The 19,686-nt window shown below is 53.5% G+C and carries 18 protein-coding genes and 1 pseudogene; 17 read left to right on the top strand and 2 right to left on the bottom strand.

Annotation, left to right across the window (positions count from 1 at the left end):
• Nucleotides 1–31 precede the first annotated feature (31 nt).
• The 14 genes from WX88_RS04605 (at nt 32) to WX88_RS04670 (ending at nt 15,147) form a co-directional block, all read left to right on the top strand.
• Nucleotides 32–1,030, top strand: coding sequence for a glycosyltransferase family A protein (locus WX88_RS04605; RefSeq protein ID WP_046243181.1), 999 nt, complete (start codon nt 32–34; stop codon nt 1,028–1,030).
• Between the two features lie 57 nt (nt 1,031–1,087).
• The gene (gene gmd, locus WX88_RS04610) at nt 1,088–2,212 is read left to right on the top strand and encodes a GDP-mannose 4,6-dehydratase (RefSeq protein WP_046243182.1); all 1,125 of its coding nucleotides are present in this window, start codon (nt 1,088–1,090) and stop codon (nt 2,210–2,212) included.
• Nucleotides 2,213–2,415: 203 nt separating this feature from the next.
• A complete protein-coding gene (locus WX88_RS04615; RefSeq protein ID WP_072052938.1) occupies nt 2,416–3,813 on the top strand; it encodes a lipopolysaccharide biosynthesis protein in 1,398 nt (465 codons plus the stop codon).
• Between the two features lie 527 nt (nt 3,814–4,340).
• The gene (locus WX88_RS04620; RefSeq protein WP_197076673.1) at nt 4,341–5,165 is read left to right on the top strand and encodes a glycosyltransferase family 61 protein; all 825 of its coding nucleotides are present in this window, start codon (nt 4,341–4,343) and stop codon (nt 5,163–5,165) included.
• A gap of 9 nt (nt 5,166–5,174) precedes the next feature.
• The gene (locus tag WX88_RS04625) at nt 5,175–6,050 is read left to right on the top strand and encodes a hypothetical protein (protein ID WP_046243185.1); all 876 of its coding nucleotides are present in this window, start codon (nt 5,175–5,177) and stop codon (nt 6,048–6,050) included.
• 11 nt (nt 6,051–6,061) lie between these two features.
• Nucleotides 6,062–6,961, top strand: a complete 900-nt coding sequence (locus tag WX88_RS27215) for a glycosyltransferase family 2 protein (RefSeq protein WP_052732350.1) — start codon at nt 6,062–6,064, stop codon at nt 6,959–6,961.
• 92 nt (nt 6,962–7,053) lie between these two features.
• The gene (locus WX88_RS04635) at nt 7,054–7,890 is read left to right on the top strand and encodes a DUF5672 family protein (RefSeq protein WP_231590631.1); all 837 of its coding nucleotides are present in this window, start codon (nt 7,054–7,056) and stop codon (nt 7,888–7,890) included.
• A 165-nt stretch (nt 7,891–8,055) separates the two neighbouring features.
• Entirely contained in the window at nt 8,056–9,288 is a 1,233-nt protein-coding gene (locus tag WX88_RS04640; protein WP_052732351.1) for a glycosyltransferase, read from the top strand.
• A 43-nt stretch (nt 9,289–9,331) separates the two neighbouring features.
• Nucleotides 9,332–10,276 (top strand): glycosyltransferase family 2 protein, encoded by a 945-nt coding sequence (locus WX88_RS04645; RefSeq protein ID WP_072052940.1) that lies wholly within the window; start codon nt 9,332–9,334, stop codon nt 10,274–10,276.
• A gap of 59 nt (nt 10,277–10,335) precedes the next feature.
• Entirely contained in the window at nt 10,336–10,998 is a 663-nt protein-coding gene (locus tag WX88_RS27220; RefSeq protein WP_197076674.1) for a GNAT family N-acetyltransferase, read from the top strand.
• A gap of 67 nt (nt 10,999–11,065) precedes the next feature.
• Nucleotides 11,066–12,202, top strand: a complete 1,137-nt coding sequence (gene rffA, locus WX88_RS04655) for a dTDP-4-amino-4,6-dideoxygalactose transaminase (RefSeq protein WP_046243188.1) — start codon at nt 11,066–11,068, stop codon at nt 12,200–12,202.
• A 9-nt stretch (nt 12,203–12,211) separates the two neighbouring features.
• Nucleotides 12,212–13,285, top strand: a complete 1,074-nt coding sequence (locus WX88_RS04660; protein ID WP_046243503.1) for a glycosyltransferase family 4 protein — start codon at nt 12,212–12,214, stop codon at nt 13,283–13,285.
• A 51-nt stretch (nt 13,286–13,336) separates the two neighbouring features.
• Nucleotides 13,337–14,359 (top strand): polysaccharide deacetylase family protein, encoded by a 1,023-nt coding sequence (locus tag WX88_RS04665; protein WP_046243189.1) that lies wholly within the window; start codon nt 13,337–13,339, stop codon nt 14,357–14,359.
• A complete protein-coding gene (locus WX88_RS04670) occupies nt 14,356–15,147 on the top strand; it encodes a formyl transferase (RefSeq protein WP_046243190.1) in 792 nt (263 codons plus the stop codon). The genes WX88_RS04665 and WX88_RS04670 overlap by 4 nt, the downstream gene beginning before the upstream one ends.
• Nucleotides 15,148–15,162: 15 nt before the next feature.
• Here the strand turns inward: WX88_RS04670 and WX88_RS04675 are convergent, their stop codons facing one another.
• Entirely contained in the window at nt 15,163–16,548 is a 1,386-nt protein-coding gene (locus tag WX88_RS04675; RefSeq protein WP_156175945.1) for a hypothetical protein, read from the bottom strand.
• A complete protein-coding gene (locus WX88_RS04680) occupies nt 16,521–17,774 on the bottom strand; it encodes a tetratricopeptide repeat protein (protein WP_046243192.1) in 1,254 nt (417 codons plus the stop codon). The genes WX88_RS04675 and WX88_RS04680 overlap by 28 nt, the downstream gene beginning before the upstream one ends.
• A 114-nt stretch (nt 17,775–17,888) precedes the next feature.
• On the opposite strand from WX88_RS04680, the gene WX88_RS04685 reads away from it, so the two are divergent.
• From WX88_RS04685 to WX88_RS28570, 3 genes and pseudogenes are all read left to right on the top strand, one after another.
• Nucleotides 17,889–18,803 carry a M20/M25/M40 family metallo-hydrolase gene (locus tag WX88_RS04685; protein ID WP_046243193.1) on the top strand — a complete coding sequence of 305 codons (915 nt, stop codon included), beginning with the start codon at nt 17,889–17,891 and terminating at the stop codon, nt 18,801–18,803.
• Between the two features lie 95 nt (nt 18,804–18,898).
• Nucleotides 18,899–19,081: a transposase gene (locus WX88_RS29385; protein WP_082115851.1), complete on the top strand. Its 183-nt coding sequence runs from the start codon at nt 18,899–18,901 to the stop codon at nt 19,079–19,081.
• A 15-nt stretch (nt 19,082–19,096) separates the two neighbouring features.
• Nucleotides 19,097–19,666, top strand: a pseudogene (locus WX88_RS28570) (transposase); the annotation flags it as partial.
• Between the last annotated feature and the right edge of the window lie 20 nt (nt 19,667–19,686).

Here is a 19,686-nt window from a genome sequence, read left to right on the forward strand (position 1 = left end):
GTCACGGATTCATTTAAATTTCAAGCCAGAAGTGCCGGATTACAGCCTTTCTTACGTTCTCACCACTTACAATAAGCTGCCTTATCTGAAACAGGTAGTGGAGCGGCTCGTTGCCGCCCGGCAGCCGGACGAGGAAATTGTGGTGGCCGACGGCGGGAGCAAGGACGGCACGCCCGAGTACTTGCAAGGGCTGTTCGAGGCCGGCCTGATTCAGCAGTATGTATCGGAGCGCGACAAGGGCGAGGCGCACGGGTTCAACAAGGCCATGCTGCGCGCCCGGGGCGACCTGCTGAAGGTGATAACTGACGACGACGCCTTTTGCTACCCGGCCATCGGCGAAGCCAAAGCCTTTATGCTGGCCCATCCCGAAGTGGACGTGCTAACGGGCAACACCGGCCTCATTCACCTCGAAAAGCTGGATACGGCGACCCTCTACGACGATGTGGCCGATAATTTTCGCCGGTGGCTGGCCCACCGGGAAGTTGTGTGGCTGATTGGGCTGCCGCTGCTCATCCGGCGCACGTCGCTGGCGCTTACGGGGCTGTTTCATACCGGCGTGGTGCAGGTCGATACCGAATTTACCTACCGCATCACCGGCCTGAATGTGAGCTTGGCCTGGAGCACGGCCGTGCTCAGCGTGCGCCTCGAAAACCCCCAGAGCAACTTCCGGGTGATGAATCAGGGCAAGGGCCGTAGCGCCAGCACCGAGGAAGCGGAGCGGATGCGCTATTACTACGACAAGCGCTTTGGGAACGACCTGGGCAGCTTGCTGCGCCAGCGCGTGCCTTATGCCGAGTGGCTGAAGCGGCCCCTGCGCCCGTTCAAGCGCGCCCTTTTTGGCCTGCTGAACTGGCCCCAGTACAAGGGTAACACCCCCCTGCTCACCGGCCATGTGGCAGCGGCAACGGGCCCGGCCGCCGACCTGGCCACGGCCTTCGCGGTGGCCGACCGATTTATGGCCGACTACAACGCGGCTCACCCGACGGAATTCCTTTTTCAAGCCAATCAGCTCACCAAAGTCTTGGCATAACCCGACTTTACATCTTTTCATTGAGGCCAGCTTACGGCTTCCGTTACCAGTTTTCTTATGAAAGTTGCCCTCATCACCGGCATCACGGGCCAGGACGGTGCGTACCTCACCGAATTTCTGTTGGAGAAAGGCTATGATGTTCATGGCATAAAGCGGCGCTCGTCGCTATTCAACACCGACCGTATCGACCACCTGATGGCGGACGAGCATGGCCGTAAAAACCCGCGCCTCACCAATCATTACGGCGACCTTTCCGACTCCACGAACCTGATTCGCATCATTCAGGAAGTGCAACCCGACGAGATTTATAATCTGGGAGCCATGTCGCACGTAAAAGTGAGCTTCGACGCGCCCGAGTACGTGGCCGACGTGGATGGCGTGGGCACCCTGCGCATCCTGGAAGCCGTGCGCCTGCTGGGGCTCACCAAAAAGACCCGGATTTACCAAGCCAGCACGTCCGAGCTCTACGGCCTGGTGCAGGAGGTGCCCCAGCGCGAAACCACGCCCTTTTACCCGCGCTCACCCTACGCTGTGGCCAAGCTCTACGGCTACTGGATTACGGTCAATTACCGCGAAGCCTACGGCATGTACGCTTGCAACGGCATTCTGTTCAACCACGAAAGCCCCTTGCGCGGCGAAACCTTCGTGACCCGCAAAATCACCCGCGGCGTGGCCCAGATTGCGCAGGGAATGCGCGACGATATTTTGCTGGGTAACCTGGACGCTAAGCGCGACTGGGGTCATGCCAAGGATTACGTACAGGCAATGTGGCTCATCCTTCAGCAGGAAACCCCCGAAGATTTCGTCATCGCCACGGGAGTTACCACCACGGTGCGTGAGTTCGTGCGCATGGCCTTCGAGGAAGTTGGCATTGAGGTAGCGTTTACGGGAGAAGGAATTGAGGAAGTTGGTAAAGTAGTGGCTTGCCACAACGCGGATTACCAAGTGGAAGCCGGCCGCGTGGTATGCCGCGTAGACGAGGCGTACTTCCGTCCCACCGAAGTAGAACTGCTCATCGGTGACCCGGCTAAGTGCAAAGCCAAGTTGGGCTGGGAGCCGAAATATGACCTGGCCGCCTTGGTGCAGAATATGATGCAGGCCGATATGGAGCTATTTAAACGCGACGCCTTCCTGCTAAAAGGTGGCCATAAGGTGAATTATCAGCACGAGCAGCACCAATAACGGCGCGCTTTATTACCCCAGCAATTGTAGCGCTGCATTAAAATTGTCAGGGTAGCAAAGTGCGCTATTAGTTATAAACACCTGTCTTAATAAATTGCTGGCTAGTGCCTGAATGGCCATAAAACCAGTGGATTATACGAGCAAGTCATTGTGGCTGTACCTTAGCAAACCAGGCTGAGAGCATTCACTTATATCCTTTTGTTTTGAAGAAACGAGTCCAGCAATTTGTACAACAGAATCTGCAGTCTTTACGACAAAAAGGTTCTTTTGCACAAAATTTTGCTGTTACCTTATCGGGTACTGCGGCTGCTACTGCTTTAGGTTTTTTGTTCTCGCCGGTGATGTCTCGCATATATCCTCCGGCTGCTTATGGCGAGTTTGCGGTGTTCAACTCTATTGCTAGCAACCTAGCAATGATATCTACCTTTGCCTATACCGGTGCTTACCTTCTTCCCAAAACGCAGGAGAAGTTTTATGCTTTGATGCAGTTGACGGTAGTCCTCACTTTGGCGGCCTGTCTCTTCACTATACTGGCCATGCTGTTAGGAGGACACCAATTACTGGTGTGGTTGAACGTAGAAGCAATCGGTAATCTCATTTATACGTTGCCCATTTTTCTATTGCTTTTCAACCTAGCCACTATAGCGGGTGGTTGGTATTTGCGGGAAAAGCAATTTGTAAAGCGTGTTGGGGTGGATATAACAACTATTCTAATAGGACGAGGTGCTACAGTTGGTTATGGTTGGTGGTCTAGTGGTGATGTAGCTGGCTTGTTTATTGGAGAGTTTTTTTCGCGTCTTGTTGCTTTCGTTGGTTTGTCTGTTGGTCGTATTCAAGGAGCTTATGGTGTAATATGGCGCACATTTTCGTGGGCTGGTATACGGGCCGTCGCTTTAGAATACAAAGATTTTCCGTTGTATGTACTACCGGCAGGGTTTGTTGGTACCATTTCGACACAATTGCCAATTTACGTGCTAAGCTCGGGGTTCGGGGCAACGCCGGTGGGTCTGTATTCATTTTCTGTCAGTTTGCTTGAAATTCCTATCAACTTAATTGGCAGTGCCATATTACCAGTATTCTGGCAAAAAGCTGCGGAAATACATCATAATGAGCCAGAAAGACTTCCTGGATTAACACTCAATCTTTACAATAAGCTATTATACCTGGGCTTGTTGCCGTTTGGCGTCATAACCGTATACGGCGACATAATATTCAAATTGGTCTTCGGTATTCGCTGGGAAATGGCCGGGGTATATACCAGTTATCTTGGTTATTATTATGTGTTCAAGCTTATGTCGCTAGCCACCTCGTCTATTTATAATTTAATGGGCAAACAGCGATACGTCTTGTGGAGTAACATTGCTCTATTAATAATTCGAGGGATAGGGTTGGGAATTGGTTTACTATTTCACAATCTGAACCTAGCGCTTCTGCTTTTTGGCTTGGGAAGCTTGCTGGCAACCTTCTTGATCGACATGCAGGTTTTATCATTATTGAAGTTACCAGTGGTGCGAATAGGGCTAAGAACGATTGCCTTCGTAAGCGCTACACTAGTAGTATTGAGGTCTATTAGATTCGGCATAGAATGGGTATTGAGTTAAGCAAGCGGATGGGTGGGTCTTGTAGAATGCATGGTTGCCAAATGGTTAAAGACTTATCTTTCTTCATTTGCCCATTTCTACAATCTACTCATTGCAAGAAGAAAATATACCTATTTTCTTCTTGTATGCACCATAATAAAATGTTTAACAAATTTTAATACAAGCAGACTGCCTTTTCGGAATACAGTTAATGACGATGTTGACGCTAGCCGTTGGTGGAATAAAATATGAAAGCCACGCTGTATACATTATTAAAGGGTAGCTCAGACTGGTGGATACGGATCTTGCGTCCGTTGACCTCCGATTGGACTCGGAATCTTGGTCAGTCAGTGCTACCGCCAGAGCCACCGCTCCAATTTCTGCAGCCTCGCAACGCTGATGATTTACCGGGCCCTTACTTAGCCCAACTGCGCAGAGCGGTTATCCGCAAGGAGCGTCGGCTCTATCTACTACGTAATGTATACGTATCGTGGCATGGCGTAGTATTCCGTAATCTGAGGCTTTTCATTCCCAGCGTATTACCTGGTTTGATCAAAGAATTTAGCGGGAGTTTTTTGCTGCGGCAGTGGAGTGGCCCACGAGCATCATTGCCAATCACTGCTGATGAAGTAGTGGGATTGGCCCACGTAAACTACGCGGTGGGGAATTATTACCATTGGTTGATAGATTCATTACCCCGCCTGCTTGTATTACAGCGACACTACCCCGCTTGTCCGTTGTTGGTGCCCGCTCCAGTACCAGCATACGTGAAGCAAACAGCACTGATGTTTGGATTTGACCGTTTGTTGCCACTAGATAGAGGGGTTGTAGCCGCCGTTTCGCAGCTTGCAATGCCAGATTACGTGTCCGAACCTGGCAGCCAAGACCCCGCTCTGGTCAAGGAGGTTCGGGAAACGATACTGAATTCCTTGAATCTGATGCCATCAAAGAGCCACCGGCGCATTTTCGTTTCGCGTAACCAGCAGCCTATTCGTCGCTTGTCCAACGAAGAAGCTATTGAGCCCATACTGCGGCAATACGGCTTCGAAAGTGTAAGTTTCGAAGGCATGTCCTTTGAGGACCAAGTGCGTACTATGCAGGATGCCGCTGTGCTGGTAGGAGTACACGGTGCCAATTTGACTAATATGCTATTCATGACTCCCCAAACAGTTGTAGTGGAGTTGATGAATGAAAATACGCTTGTGCTTAATGATTGCTACTACTGTTTAGCTTCAGCGCTTAACTTAGCCTATTATAACCTGCCTTGCCAACGAATCGTCAAGCCCGGTCTCTACGATTCTAATGACCTTGACTTGGTAATTGACCCCGAAGCGTTACGGCAGTTGCTGCACCGTCTGATCACACCTTTTTAATCTACCTTAATGAAACCTAATTTAATTCTGGGTATTAGCGACAACTACAATTATTTCCATTTAGCGCGTTTTTTTGAATCGTTATTCAAAACTCCCTTTACCGGTAAAGTTGTATTATTTGCGGGGCCCAATACCGGCCCGAATACGCTAAGCAAACTGCGCAGCCTCGGGATAGAGGTTATTCGCTACCAAAACCAATTCACATATATCTCAGACCCGCATCCAGACAACTTTAAAGCCCTGCCGAATCCGATACATATCTACAACTTTCGCCACTTTCTGTATTACGATTACATTCTGAAGGAAGAAGCAAAGTTTGTCAATGTGCTGCTGACAGACACACGCGACGTCGTGTTTCAGAAAGACCCCTTCGATTTCCCCATTACCGATGCGTTGCACGTGGCAATGGAAAGTCGTGAAAAGATCATCGGCCAATGCCATTACAACAGCACTTGGATGAGAAACGGCTATGGTCAGCCCAAACTTGATGAACTAGGTGATAAAATCGTAAGTTGCGCCGGCACAACCTTAGGACCGATAGCGCATATCAAACGCTATCTACACACTCTGCTCACTGACATCATCACACTGAATGATGCCTACGATTGTGCCGACCAGGCAGTTCATAATAAATTGTTGTATGCGGGGGCAATCCAACCAGTGCGACAGTTGTTCAACGATGATACTCCTATTCTGACCGTGGGACATGAGTTTGCGTTTCAGCACGATGCGGAGGGCTATTTGCTAGATGGACGCAATCGTCGTGCTAACATCATTCACCAGTATGACCGCCATCCCAATCTATTGAAGATTATTGATGACCAGATCTTTCCAAACAAATTGCGCAAGAATTACCTTAAGCTCCGTTACAAATTATTGCCGTAACGCTACTATCAATGGCTTCTCCGTTCTTCAGCATCATTGTTCCAACCTATAACCGAGCCGACCTCATTGGCTTGACTCTGGAGTCGATAATGGCGCAGGAGTTCACTAATTTTGAGTTATTAGTGGTGGACGACGGTAGCCGCGACAACACCGCCGAAGTCGTTGGCCGCTATCAGGACCCGCGCCTGCAATATCTGCCCAAAGAAAATGCCGAGCGTGGGGCCGCCCGTAACTATGGCCTTGCTCGGGCCCGTGGCGAGTACGTGTTGTTTCTGGATTCGGACGACTTGCTGCACACCAATCACCTAGCCACACTGCACGCTGCGATTGGGGCTGCGCCTCAACGGCCCGAGTTCATCGCAACCAAGTACGACTTTGACCGCGACGGACAACGTCGGCCTAGCGACTTGGCTTCGCTGCCTGCCGGGGCACTGGACTTTGAGTCTTTTATCGGAGGTAATGCATTGGCCTGCAATATCTGTGTACGCCGCGAAAATCCTGCGCTCCATCAGTTTGAGGAAGACCGCCGCTACGCCGCTGTTGAGGACTGGATGTTTATGCTCCAAAACACCCAATATGGAGCAGTGGTGCAACTCGTGGATGCCGTGACGCTCACTATGAACGACCACGACCAACGCTCTATGCGGTCTGACAACCAAGGTCTTATTTGTCGACTTGACTTGGCTGGTGATTGGATGGGGCGGCATCTGACTCTGACTGCTGACCAGCGCCGCCGTCTCTTGGGACGAGTCTATTACCTTTGTGCCATTCATGCTTATGCTGATGGTCATCGTAGCCAAGCATTGCGCTTTGCCCGACGTGCCGCTTCCGGCTTGAGCATCAAAACAACGTTGGTATTACTGTTGCGAAGCTTAGTCGGCCCCAGGATAGTAGGTATTCTGAAACGATGAGTGCCGCTTAGTTAATAGTGCCAGATAGTGGGTTTTATGCGTCAGATTGGGCTTTATTTAGGATAGCAATGGAGAAGAGGGTAGCGATAGTTGTGCCGGCTTATAAGGAATTTGCCAATCTGACCGAAAGCGAGCAAATTTCCTGGTGGCAATCAACGAAGGTTTACCATCAGTATGACTTTGTGCTGGCGTGCCCAATGTCGCTGAATACTAGTGGGTATGTAAGCGAGTCATTGGCTCGGCCCGTGCAAATAGAGCGGTTTGCGGATTCATATTTCACTAGTACCAGTTCTTATAATAAGCTGATGCTCTCGCTGGATTTCTTTCAGCGGTTTGCGGCATACGAATTCATGTTGGTGTGTCAACTGGATGTATTCGTGTTTTATAATGCATTGCCAGAGTGGTGCGCTAAAAACTATTCTTACGTTGGCCCGCCTTGGTTTAAGGGCTTTATTCCTGAGCCTGACCAAGCCGAATTGTGGCGAGTGGGTAACGGCGGATTTTCCCTCCGGAAGGTAGCAGATAGCCTTCGGGTACTCCATTCATTTCGCTTTGTCTTTGATTGGACTACCTTGGTTAGGGAATGTTTTTCCAAGGGGTTTGTCGCTGGGCTGGTTCAGCTACCAACGTATGCCAAGCGGATGCTATTAGGCAATAATACTCACCACCGGCTCAATGACTACCCCTCACAGGAAGATGTTTTCTGGAGCATTATTTGTCAAGACCGGTTTGGATGGTACACGGTGCCCTCAGCTACTGAAGCACTCATGTTTGGTTTCGATCATCACCCTAGCATCATGCTGAAGCTAAATGAAGGCCGTTTGCCAATGGGCTTTCATGCCTGGGACCGGCATCGGAACGATTTTTGGGCTCAGGAGTTTGCCAAATTCGGCTACTCACCCGCCGATATTATGATTAATCAAGGCTAAGAGGCTTTTGATTTGACTAATTTTTCCCGTAAAGGCCACTGTCTTTGCCGTAAACTGAGCATCTTCCTTCTCTCAAAACGAGGATAACTGCCATATGAAAACAATAGTTGGTTAGGGCTGCCTCTAATAATGGGCCCAAGTGCAACCAACTTGCTCTAACTTTTTATGCGCATCCTATTCCTAAGTTACTGGGGGCTGAACGACGGCCTGACGACTTCCACAGTATTCCCACACTTGCGCTTGTTACAGGAGCGGCCCGATGTAGCAGCCGTGCGCCTCGTCACGATTGAGCGCGGCCCTGATGCCCAAGCAGAGCTGACATTTAAAACCGATTTTCGGGCCGGTAAAATTTCCTTTGAGCCCCTGCGCTCCCGCCCCGGCCGGAATGTCATCCTCAACAAAATTGAGGATTTTACCCGCTTCCCGAAGGAATTGCTCAGGCAAGTTGAGACATTTAAGCCCGATTTTATTTTGGCGCGAGGTGCCCCGGCTGGGGCCCTGGCTTATTTGGTCTGGCAAAAAACTAAGCTGCCATTTTACGTCGAATCCTTTGAGCCTCATGCCGACTATATGCTCGAATCAGGCGTGTGGCGGGCTTATGACCCTCGCTACCTGTTTCAGCGGCATTGGGAAAAGCGCCAGAAGCAGCTGGCCATAGGCCTGATGCCCGTGGCCGAAAACTACCGCCAGCAACTCATCCGCGAAGGGGTGCCGGCCAGTCGCATCGTTACGGTGCCGTGTTCGGTCGACGCTGCGGCTTTTGCCCCTGACGTGGCAGCGGGACAGCGCGTGCGGCAACGCCTGGGCTTTATCACTACCGCTACAGTAGGCATCTACGTAGGTAAGTTCGGCGACATCTACTATGACCAAGAGGCGTTTGAGTTGTTCCGAGCCGCTGCCGATTATTTTGGATCCGACTTTCGCCTCATTATCCTCTCTCCTAATGCCGAGACCGATGTACGCCGCAAGCTGGCCGCCGTGGGGCTCGGCCCTGACCGAGCCTTCGTGACCAAGGCCCCACACGCGGAAGTGCCAGACTACCTCTCGGCCGCTGATTTTGCGTTCTCGCCCATCCGGCCCGCGCCCTGCCGGTTGTTTTGCTCGGCGATAAAGATCGGTGAATATTGGGCCAGCGGCCTACCCGTGCTGGTGACCCCCGGCGTAGGCGACGACTCGGCCATTATGGAAGCCGAAAGAGGCGGCGCAGTGTTTGACCTGACCCAGCTGGGCAGCGTGCCTGCGGCATTAGCTCGTTTAGCTGCCCTCATGCAGGAGCCCAATTATCGGACTCGTATTCATCAACTAGCGTTGCGTCACCGTAGCCTCGACCGCACGCGCATGGCTTATGATGCCTTATTACCAGTAGGAGAGAGAAAAAAGAGCGCGGCGGCTGCGTAATTTAGCCGCGTTCCGGTGGCAACGCTGCCTTAGTTCTTACGTGGTGTCAGGAGTTTATCGTCCGCTTTTTTCTGTTGTCAGTCCGGTGTACCGGGCCGAGACGCTGGTGGACGAGTTGATGCGCCGCATTCAGATCAGCTTGGCATCAATTACGGAAGATTACGAAATCATCTTGGTTGATGACCGTAGCCCCGACGGCTCATGGGCGCGCATTCAGGTCCACGCGGCGCGAGACCCGCGCGTGCAGGGGCTGCTATTGAGCCGCAATTTTGGCCAGCACCGCGCCATCACTGCAGGCCTCGACCGCTGCCGGGGCCAATGGGTGGTGGTGCTGGATTGCGACCTGCAAGATCGGCCCGAGGAAATACCCGCCCTATTTGCCAAAGCCCAGCAAGGCTTTGACCTGGTACTGGCCCGCCGAGCCAACCGGCAGGATTCGCGCAGCCAGAAATTGATGTCGCGACTGTTCTATCGAGTGCTTTCGTACCTTACTGAAACACCACAGGACCCCGCAGTGGCCAATTTTGGCATTTACCACCGCAAAGTAATTGCGGCAGTGCTGGCCATGCGGGAAAGCATTCGCTATTTCCCAACCATGGTACGCTGGGTAGGTTTCCGGACTAGCTATCTCGATGTGATGCACGCCGAGCGCACCGTAGGTTCCAGCAGTTACGGCTTCAGCCAGCGGCTCAACTTGGGGCTCGACATCTTGCTGGCTAATTCCGATAAGCCTTTGCGCCTCACCATAAAGTTTGGCCTATTCCTATCGGGAGGAGCGTTTTTGCTCGTGCCTATTACATTATTGCGCTACTGGATTGGCCAGATTTCGCAGCCCGGCTACACCAGCCTGATAATTTCCATCTGGTTTTTCTCTGGCTTGCTGCTGGCCGTGCTGGGCATGGTGGGGCTGTACATCGGTAAGACCTTTGAGCAGGTGAAAAATCGGCCCCTTTACCTGGTAGATGAGCAAACCAGCTCCGCTCTATGAGTCCGTTGCAGCGATTAGCCTGGGATAGCGGCTTCCTGGGCTTCCCCGTGGCTCGGCTTGTGGCCCAGGAGTTGAGTGCGGCTGCCTTGACCGCCCTGCTACACCAAAGCCGCGCCGCCGGGATCCGCCTCATCTACCTGATAGCGGATCCAGCTGCTGCTGAAACAGCAGTTGTCGCTCGGCAAGCGGGGGGCTGGCTGGCGGACCGGAAGATGACCTTCACCCAAGAAATTGCCGCATTGCCCGTTGCCCACCCAATTGGGTTGCATGCCGCGCAGATAGTTCCTGTTTCCGTATTCACTCCGCAACTCGAATGCCTTGCGTGGCAGAGCGGTGAATTTTCCCGCTTTCGGCGCGATGCGAGATTTGAGCGCCACGTTTTTACCGACTTGTATAGCCAATGGCTGCGGGCATCTCTGGCAGGAGAAATGGCGCGGGTCGTTTTCGCATCCTTAACGCCCGAAGGCCGGGAAACAGGCTTACTCACGCTCGATCAGCAAGGAAACGATGCCACTATTGGGCTGCTGGCGGTGGCTGCTGAAGCTCGCGGGCATGGTATTGCACATCAATTGGTAGAAACCGCGCAGTTGCAAGCGCGGGCGTGGGGCTGTACCCGGCTACAAGTCGTTACGCAGCGCGACAATGAGGCCGCTTGCCATTTTTATACCCGCTGTGGCTTTGAGCTTAGCAGGGAAGAGCGCATTTACCACGTTTGGCTTTAAGACCCCGGTGCGGGAGTAACTGACCCTTGGAACCCCAGCCGTACCTTTGCGGGCTTTCTCCCCGCGCATGTACCCCCTCATTCCCTTCAATAAACCGTATTTCTCCGGCAACGAAACCCGCTACATCGAGCAAGCGGTGCGCTGCGGCAAAATTTCCGGCGATGGGCTGTTTACCCAACGGGTACATGGGTTTTTTGAGCAGCAGCTGGGTTTTCAAAAAGTACTGCTGACCACGTCGTGCACCGATGCCTTGGAAATGGCCGCGCTGCTGCTCAACATTCAGCCGGGTGATGAAGTGCTGATGCCATCCTTCACTTTCGTGAGTGCCGCCAATGCTTTCGTGCTGCGCGGTGCCAAGGTAGTATTTGTCGACAGCACCGCCCTTAATCCCAACATCGACGCGGCTGCCCTCGAAAGCCTGATTACGCCCCGAACTCGCGCTATTGTGCCGGTACACTACGCTGGCATTGCCTGCGACATGGATACTATCCAAGCCGTAGCTGACCGGCACGGTTTGGCCGTGGTGGAAGACGCGGCCCATGCCATCGACAGTTACCACCGCGGCCGGGCACTGGGCAGTTTGGGCACACTGGCGGCTTTTTCATTTCACGAAACCAAGAATATTATCTCAGGTGAGGGTGGCATGCTGGCCATCAACGACCTACGCTTCGGTCCCCGTGCCGAAGTCATCCGGGAAAAAGGCACAACCCGTTCAGCTTTTTTTCGCGGCGAAGTAGATAAGTATGGTTGGGTGGACGTCGGCTCTTCATTCTTACCATCGGATATCATTGCGGCGTACTTGTGGGCTCAGATTGAGAACCTTGATGATATCCAGCGCCAGCGCCGGGCAATTTGGCAGCGCTACTATTCTGCCCTGGAGTCGTTGGCTCAGTTGGGGCTCGGGCTGCCTATGCTGCCGGAATATGCCACCAACAACGGCCACCTATTTTACCTCGTGTGCCGCAGCTTAGCTGAGCGTACGGCCCTCATTGCGCACCTCAAGCAATTAGGCATCTGGGCGGTATTTCATTACCTATCATTACACAAAAGCCCGTACTACGCCGCTCAGCACGACGGCCGCGACCTGCCGTGGACCGATCATTACGCCGACCACCTCGTGCGCTTGCCACTGTTCTACGAGCTGACTCCCAACGACCAGGCCCGCATTACCGACGCGGTGCTGGGCTTTTACCGGACTTATTGATTTTTGATTGTGCGCATTTTATTCCTTATCCCCTATCCGCCCGGCCGCGCCCCATCGCAGCGGTTCCGCTTCGAGCAGTACCTCGATGCCCTGGCGGCCCACGGGCACCAGTACCGCCTAGCTCCCTTTCTATCGGTCGCAACCTGGGACATTCTCTACAAGCCTGGCCAGACGGTAGCTAAGATTCTGGGCATCCTGGGTGGCTTCCTCCGTCGGTTGGCGCTGTTGTTCAGCATGTCAGCTTATGATTTTGTGTTCATTCATCGCGAGGCCGCGCCCATCGGGCCGCCGGTATTCGAGTGGCTTATTACCAAGGTACTGCGCAAGAAGATTGTTTACGACTTTGATGATGCAATTTGGATGAAGGACCCCGCCGGGGAGCCAGGCATCATTGGACGCCTGAAATGGCAGCAGAAAGTAGGCTCTATCTGCCGCTGGGCCTACAAGGTGAGCTGCGGCAACGAATACTTGGCCGACTATGCCCGCCAGTTCAACCGCAACGTTGTCGTTAATCCAACGACCCTCGATACTGACCTGCTCCACAACCAAGTGCGCGACCAGAATCAGGACGGCCCGCCCGTGATTGGCTGGACCGGTACCCATACCACCCTGCGTCACCTAGACTTGGTATGGCCGGTGCTAGAGCGCTTAGAACAAGAAGGCCAGCAGTTTGTATTTCATGTCATTTCCAACGAGCCGCCCATTTATACCGGTCTGCGCAGCCTGCGCTACTCTCTATGGCATAAGCAAACCGAAATTCCGGATCTGCTTCAGTTCAACCTCGGCCTGATGCCGTTGGTCGACGACCCGTGGGCGCGGGGCAAGTGTGCCTTCAAAGCCTTGCAATACATGGCCTTGGGTATGCCCGCCTTGGTGTCGCCAGTGGGCATGAATACGGAGGTGGTGCAGGATGGAACCAATGGCTTTGTGTGCGCCACCGACGATGAGTGGTACCGCGCCCTGCGCCAGTTGCTGGCCAACCAGCAGGAGCGAGCCCGGCAGGGTGCAGCCGCCCGCCGCACCATTGTGGAGCGCTATTCTGTGGCTTCTAATACTGATAATTTTTTGCGTTTATTTCAATAGAACAAGCTGTTGATGCAGTTACGGCTGCCTCGGTATTGCTTTGCCCGCGCCATGTCCAACCCTTCCGATACGGCAGCCGCTTTGCCCGGCGCTCTGGTTATTTCGCTGGATTTTGAGATTAACTGGGGGGTGCGTGACCAGCAGACGCTCGCGCAGTATGGCTCTAACCTGCTGGGCGTGCGCCAGGCCATTCCGGCCATGCTGTCCCTCTTTGCCGAGTATAATCTGCATGTGACGTGGGCCACCGTTGGGCTACTGTTTTTCGAAACCAAAGCCGAGATGTTAGCCCACCTGCCCACCGTGCGCCCGCAATATGCCGACCCCAACCTCTCGCCCTATCTCGCGCTCGACCAGGTAGGTGAAGACGAAGTCCGCGACCCCTACCATTTCGGCCTTTCGCTGATCAAGCAAATCCGTGCTACGCCGGGGCAGGAAATGGCGTCTCACACGTTCTGCCACTACTACTGCCTGGAGCGCGGACAAACCGTCGAGACCTTTCGGCACGACCTGCAAGCTGCCGTGCGGGTAGCCGCTGAACAAGGGATGACGCTCAGAAGCCTCGTATTTCCTCGAAATCAGTATAATGCTGACTATCTGGTTACCTGCCGAGAGGTCGGTATCAGCAGCTACCGTGGCAACGAGCAGTCGTGGATATACAAGGAGCGTAGTGAGGAGCAACAAGCACTTTATAAGCGTGGAGCACGCCTGTTGGATGCCTACCTGAACCTCTCGGGACAGCACACGGCCCGCTGGACCGACATGGCCCGCAGCTTTCCCTACAACGTCCCCGCTAGCCGGTTTTTGCGGCCTTGGTCGAGGCGGCTTAGTGTTTTAGAGGGCCTGCGGCTGCGTCGCATTCTCAACGGTATGGAGCATGCCGCGCGCCATAGGGAAGTGTTTCACTTATGGTGGCACCCACATAATTTTGGCGCAAACCTAGCCGAAAACATGGCTGTTCTGCGCCAGATTGCTGAGCATTTTCGGCACCTCCAGGCCCGCTACGGCATGCAGAGCCTCAGCATGGCTGAAGTAGCCACGCGTCTTGAAAACCTGTCTGTTCCCTCTGTTATATGAGTGCTGCCTTTGAGTTTGCTGGTAAGAAAATCGTAATGCTAGCCGGTCCCGGCGAATCGACGGATATTCTGTTTCACGCCCTCGATGCTGAGTTCGGCGTACACCGCATCATCGTTGAAACACCCGTGAGTCAGAAGCAGCTACTAAAGCGCCGCGCCGAGAAACTGGGTTGGCGTACCGTACTGGGCCAGATTGCATTTAAGCTGCTGGTAGCCGGACCACTAGGCCGTGCCGCACAGCCGCGTTTGCAAGCCCTCAAACAAACCTATCGCCTCAACGACCAGCCTTTGCCGTCCGACCGGACCATTCGGGTAGCTTCCGTGAACGACCCCGAGTGCATTGCCACTCTGCAAACTCTCACCCCCGACGTAGTGGTAGTAAATGGTACCCGCATCATCGCTAAGCGGGTGCTCACCAGCGTGCCTTGCCCATTCATCAACACTCACGCGGGTATTACACCTTTGTATCGGGGCGTACATGGCGGCTACTGGGCCTTAGCTAACAACGACGCGGCTCACTGCGGCGTATCTGTACACTTAGTCGATGCCGGTATCGATACGGGCGGTATCATTGCCCAGGCGCTGATTCATCCCAGCCCGGAAGACACGTTCGCCACCTATCCGCTATTACAGCTCATTGCCGGGCTGCCGTTGCTAAAAGATGCGGTACGTGCAGCTCTTACTGCAAGCATCCAGCTTCGTCCCGCTCCAGAAGGGATATCGCGGCTGTGGTCGCATCCTACCTTGGCTGAATATCGAGCGAATCGGCGGCTTACCGGCACTCGGTAAACAAGCGGCCTGCTGCTACGCCGGTTGGAGGGACCGCTGAACCGCTTTGCGCATTCGTACATTAGCCTTGGTGATATCGTCCAGAATATAAAGCGCTGACAAATAGAAGGGAATTAGCGGTATCTTATAACGGACCAGAGTACCGAAATTAGAGGTAGACACTCCAACTGAGGCTGCAAAAGTCAGTGAGAAAATAAAGCAGAGCAAAAGAATAGGGGTGCTAGTGATAATAGACAGTGTTCTGAACACACCTACCCGATAGAATATTCGGAGAGTGAAAACCAGAAAAAAGAATGCCTCTAAGGCCGATAATACCATTACTGGGTTTTTGGCTTCCCATAAGAAGGGTCGGTAGAGCGAGGTGACAATTGCCATGGGAGCAAGCTTAATCATGCCTCCAATGGTACCATCCAACTCTCCCAAATGATAAGCGGAGCCTTCCTGTTGCACGCTCTGCTGATAGATGTAGTCAGCTGTGATTTTGCTGCGCTCTCCTATTCTGTCTACGTCGTACTTGGCGTCGCCTTTGGTGATATTCAACGCGGCGTAGAATCCGATAACTGCACCAAGCCCTATAAATAAAGGCTTGGCTAGCAGCCTGGCCGTCTTATTTTTAATCTGAGCGTGGGTCTCGTTGAATACCCACAGCAAGGCTGCCGGTAGGAAGCACAGCAGAATATAAACTTTAATTGATATAAGAGTATAAGCCGCTATAATTCCAATTAATGAGCATTTGAGTAATACCTGCCGTTGGATGGCCCCGCGGTATAGTGCATAGAACAGCCAGCCCAAGGCCCCAAGGCATAGAGAGTCCTTAAGCAGCCCGGACCCCCAGAAGAACAATGATGGAATATAGAATAAAGTCCAGGCTAACTGTTTGTACACGTGCGGCCGGATCTTAGCGAAGGCAATGTACATCGCCCACACGCCACTGAAGCTGGCAACCGTAAAAAACAAAGAGATAACGGCATAGCTGTTGAAACACAAAAGCCCAAAAAAGGCTGCGATGCGCGACACCAGAAACTCAGCAGAATTGGGTTCATGCCAGAACATGCCCGCTACATAAGGCGCAATGACTGGGTCCTTAGAACCACCATTATCCATCAGCAGCTTCCAACCGGTAGTAAAGGAGTGGTCGAAAGCCGAATGAATCAGGGTGGCGTGATGAAAGTAATTGAACGTATCGCCGCCTTTGTAGTAAAACTGATAGATTAACCCCAATGCAATGCATCCAAGGAATTTGAATGACAGAGCACGTATAAAATATGGCTTGGTAAACTGGTTGGTAACAGCCGGTCGTATCAGATATGCCAATCCATAAAATATGGCCAGGAAAAGGGGAGTAAGGAAAAAATCTGAAATTACCATGGCTGTTAAATTTTCCCGTTCTTTTTCAGCCAAGCTTTCGCCTCCTTATACTGCTCCGATTTTCGGTCTGCCTTATCCTGTACTACGTCGTAGTACCGTTTGGCGGCGGCCATATCCTTCTCTTTCACTGCTAGGCGAGCAAGACTCACATTCGCGAACAAATAGAAGCCGCCGAAAGTGTCACCAGTGCTCTCGGCAAATACGATGCACCGCTGGTAATAGTCCTTGGCTTTGGCCAAGTCACGGTAGCGGTTCTGCATGAGGTAGCCCAGAAAGTAGCTGGCGTAGCGCCCGCTGATGCCCTCGTAGCCAGGCATGCCTTTATTTATCTTGTCGAGGATTTCCCGGCTCACCCGTTCACAATCGGCAAATTCGCCTTGGTCGTAGGCGAGTAAGGCGTAAAAGCGCTGAAAATAACCATTGTCGGGAAAGTTAGTAGCTAGGTAGCGCGCTACCGGCATGGCTTCCTCAGCGTTATTTTCCTCGTTTTTAAGGATGCGCATGAGGAAAACGCGAGCCTCCGTAGCGGTATAGAAGCCGTTGGTGGCTACATTCCGCAACTGTTGCATACCCAATTTCTTGTCGCCCTTGGGGAAAAACAACAACACGGGTTTCAGTAGGGGGTAGTTATCTGGAATCCAGACGGCGTAATAGTTGAATAAGGCTTGCCCGAACTGGAATTCTGGGCTCAGCCCATTTGCTTGCTGGCTCTTTTTCAGAAAGTTCAGCGCGCGCCGGGCTCCTACCGTGGCTTTGCGCCAATCGTGGCGCTCAGCGTGCAGTCGGGCATCAAATCCATAGGATGCCGAGAGAAAAAAGCAGGCTTCGTAGTTGTTGTTGTCGGTCTCGTACAGCGCCTGGGCTTTGGTGATGGCCGTGTCCATGTACGCGAAGAAGGGCTTGTCGTACTGCATGGATTGGAAGTTGGTGGGCATGATTTTCCACCAAGTGCTCAGCCCGAGCAGGAAGTACGACATGGGATGGTTGGGATACCGCCGCCGCAAGGAGCGGAACTGTTTCTCCGCCCGGTCATACTTAAAATTGTAGAGGTTATGCACCGCACCGTCCAGCTCCAATTGAATATCTTTATCAAGCAGCAGCCAGCCTTTGGTATCAATGGCCGATGGCAATACGCCCACGCTGTCGAGGGCTACTGTTTCGATGGGCGGCGGACGACGGATTGTATCAGGGGTTTGTGCTCTGCTTGGCAGCGACAGCAAAAGCAACCCCAAGCAGATACAAAACAGCGAACGCGGCATAAGAAGAGAGTCGAAAGCGAGCCTAAGCCACTTCCCAACCAAAGTTTGGGCCGGGCCAACGCGCCTGCTAAAGTACGGACTTTGGCCTAGCTTTGACCAGAATTCCCCTTGCCCATGCAGTTGCTCCACTCCCTTTGCCGCATCGCGGCCCCCGCTGGCAACGAAGCCGCTCTTACTCGATTTATACTTGACTATGTGAGCCAGCAGCAGGCTACCTGGCAGTACCAACCCCAAATTATCGCCGATGAGCGGTTCCAAGACTGCGTACTGCTGGTGTTTGGGCAGCCGCGTACGGCCGTGTTTGCCCACCTCGACAGCATCGGCTTCATGGTGCGTTACGGGCGGCAGCTGGTGCGTATTGGCGGGCCCCAAGCTGAAGCCGGTTACCGCTTGGTAGGACACGATTCGCAAGGGGAAATAGACTGCACGCTGACCATCGACGAAGAAACCGGTGAACTAGGCTATGCGTTCCACCGCGATATTGACCGTGGCACGGAGCTTACGTTCTACTGCGATTTCCGCGAAACTGATACCACCGTCCAAAGCTGCTATCTCGATAATCGCCTCGGCGTGTGGAACGCCCTCCGTCTGTGCGAGACACTGGAACACGGCATTATTGCCTTTTCATGCTGGGAGGAGCACGGCGGTGGTTCCGTAGCCTACCTAGCCAAGTTTATTTATGAAACATACAACGTGCGCCAGGCCCTGATTTCTGACATCACCTGGGTAACCGAAGGCGTACACGCGGGCCAGGGCTGTGCCATCTCGCTGCGTGATTCGCTTATTCCACGCCGGGCATATGTCGACCGTATTCGGACCATTGCCGCTACCTCGGGCATCCCGCACCAGCTTGAGGTGGAGGGTAGCGGTGGCTCCGATGCGAAAGAGTTGCAGCATGCTGCCGCTCCTTGGGACTGGTGTTTTATAGGTGCGCCCGAAGACCATGTGCACTCACCCGATGAGTTAGTCGATAAGCGCGACATCGCTAGCATGCTGGCTCTCTACCAAGTCATACTTAAGGAGTTGTAGATTCAGCAACTAAGAGAGTGTTAGGAAATAGAAGTGGTGTAAAAGAAAACGAGCCAGTAAGTTGCGGGAGGAGTTCCTAGGCTCCGCTTCGCCTTATGGTTGACGGCTATCAACCCCTTACTGACTCGCAGTGGCAAGTTATGGCCCTGCTCTTACCTGTACAACGCAAACGTCGCCATTACTTGCGCCGCGTGCTCGATGCCCTGCGCTACCGCTGCCGCACCGGCTGCCAGTGGCGCAGTTTGCCGGGTTGCTTTCCGCCTTGGTCCGCCGTGTAGTACTACTTCCGGCGCTGGCAACTCACGGGCCTGTGGCAGCGGCTGACCGACCTCGTCAATCAAGCTGACCGCCTGGCCGCCGGCTGGCACGCAACGCCCACGCTCGTCTGCCTCGACAGCCAAAGCGTGCGGTTGGCGCCCCGTATTTTCGAACACCGGGGACTGGACGGAGGCAAGCATGTGAACGGGCGCAAACGCCAGATTATAACCGACGTGCAAGGCCGAATCCTGGCCTGCCGGGTCCACGCGGCCAACGGCCACGATGGGGCCGAAGCCGTGGCGTTGCTACCCGCTCGGCCCGGGTGGGGCCAGCGGCTCGTCACGGTCGTGACCGACAAGGGGTATCGCGGGCGCTTTGCCGGGCACGTGCGCCGGCTCGGCCTCGCGCATCAAGTCGGTAGCCGGCCCCCGAGCGCCCGCGGCTTTGTGCCCGTGGCCAAACGCTGGGTGGTGGAGCGAACCTTTGCCTGGCTGACGGGCTTCCGGCGCTTGGCCATCGACTACGAATTCACCCCGCGTTCGCACGAAACCTGGCTGCTAATCGCCAACAGGACCATGTGTCTCAACCGCATGGTGATTGTCTAATTTCCTAACACGCTCTAAGT

The sequence above is a fragment of the Hymenobacter terrenus genome, assembly GCF_000972495.1.
GTDB lineage: Bacteria > Bacteroidota > Bacteroidia > Cytophagales > Hymenobacteraceae > Hymenobacter > Hymenobacter terrenus.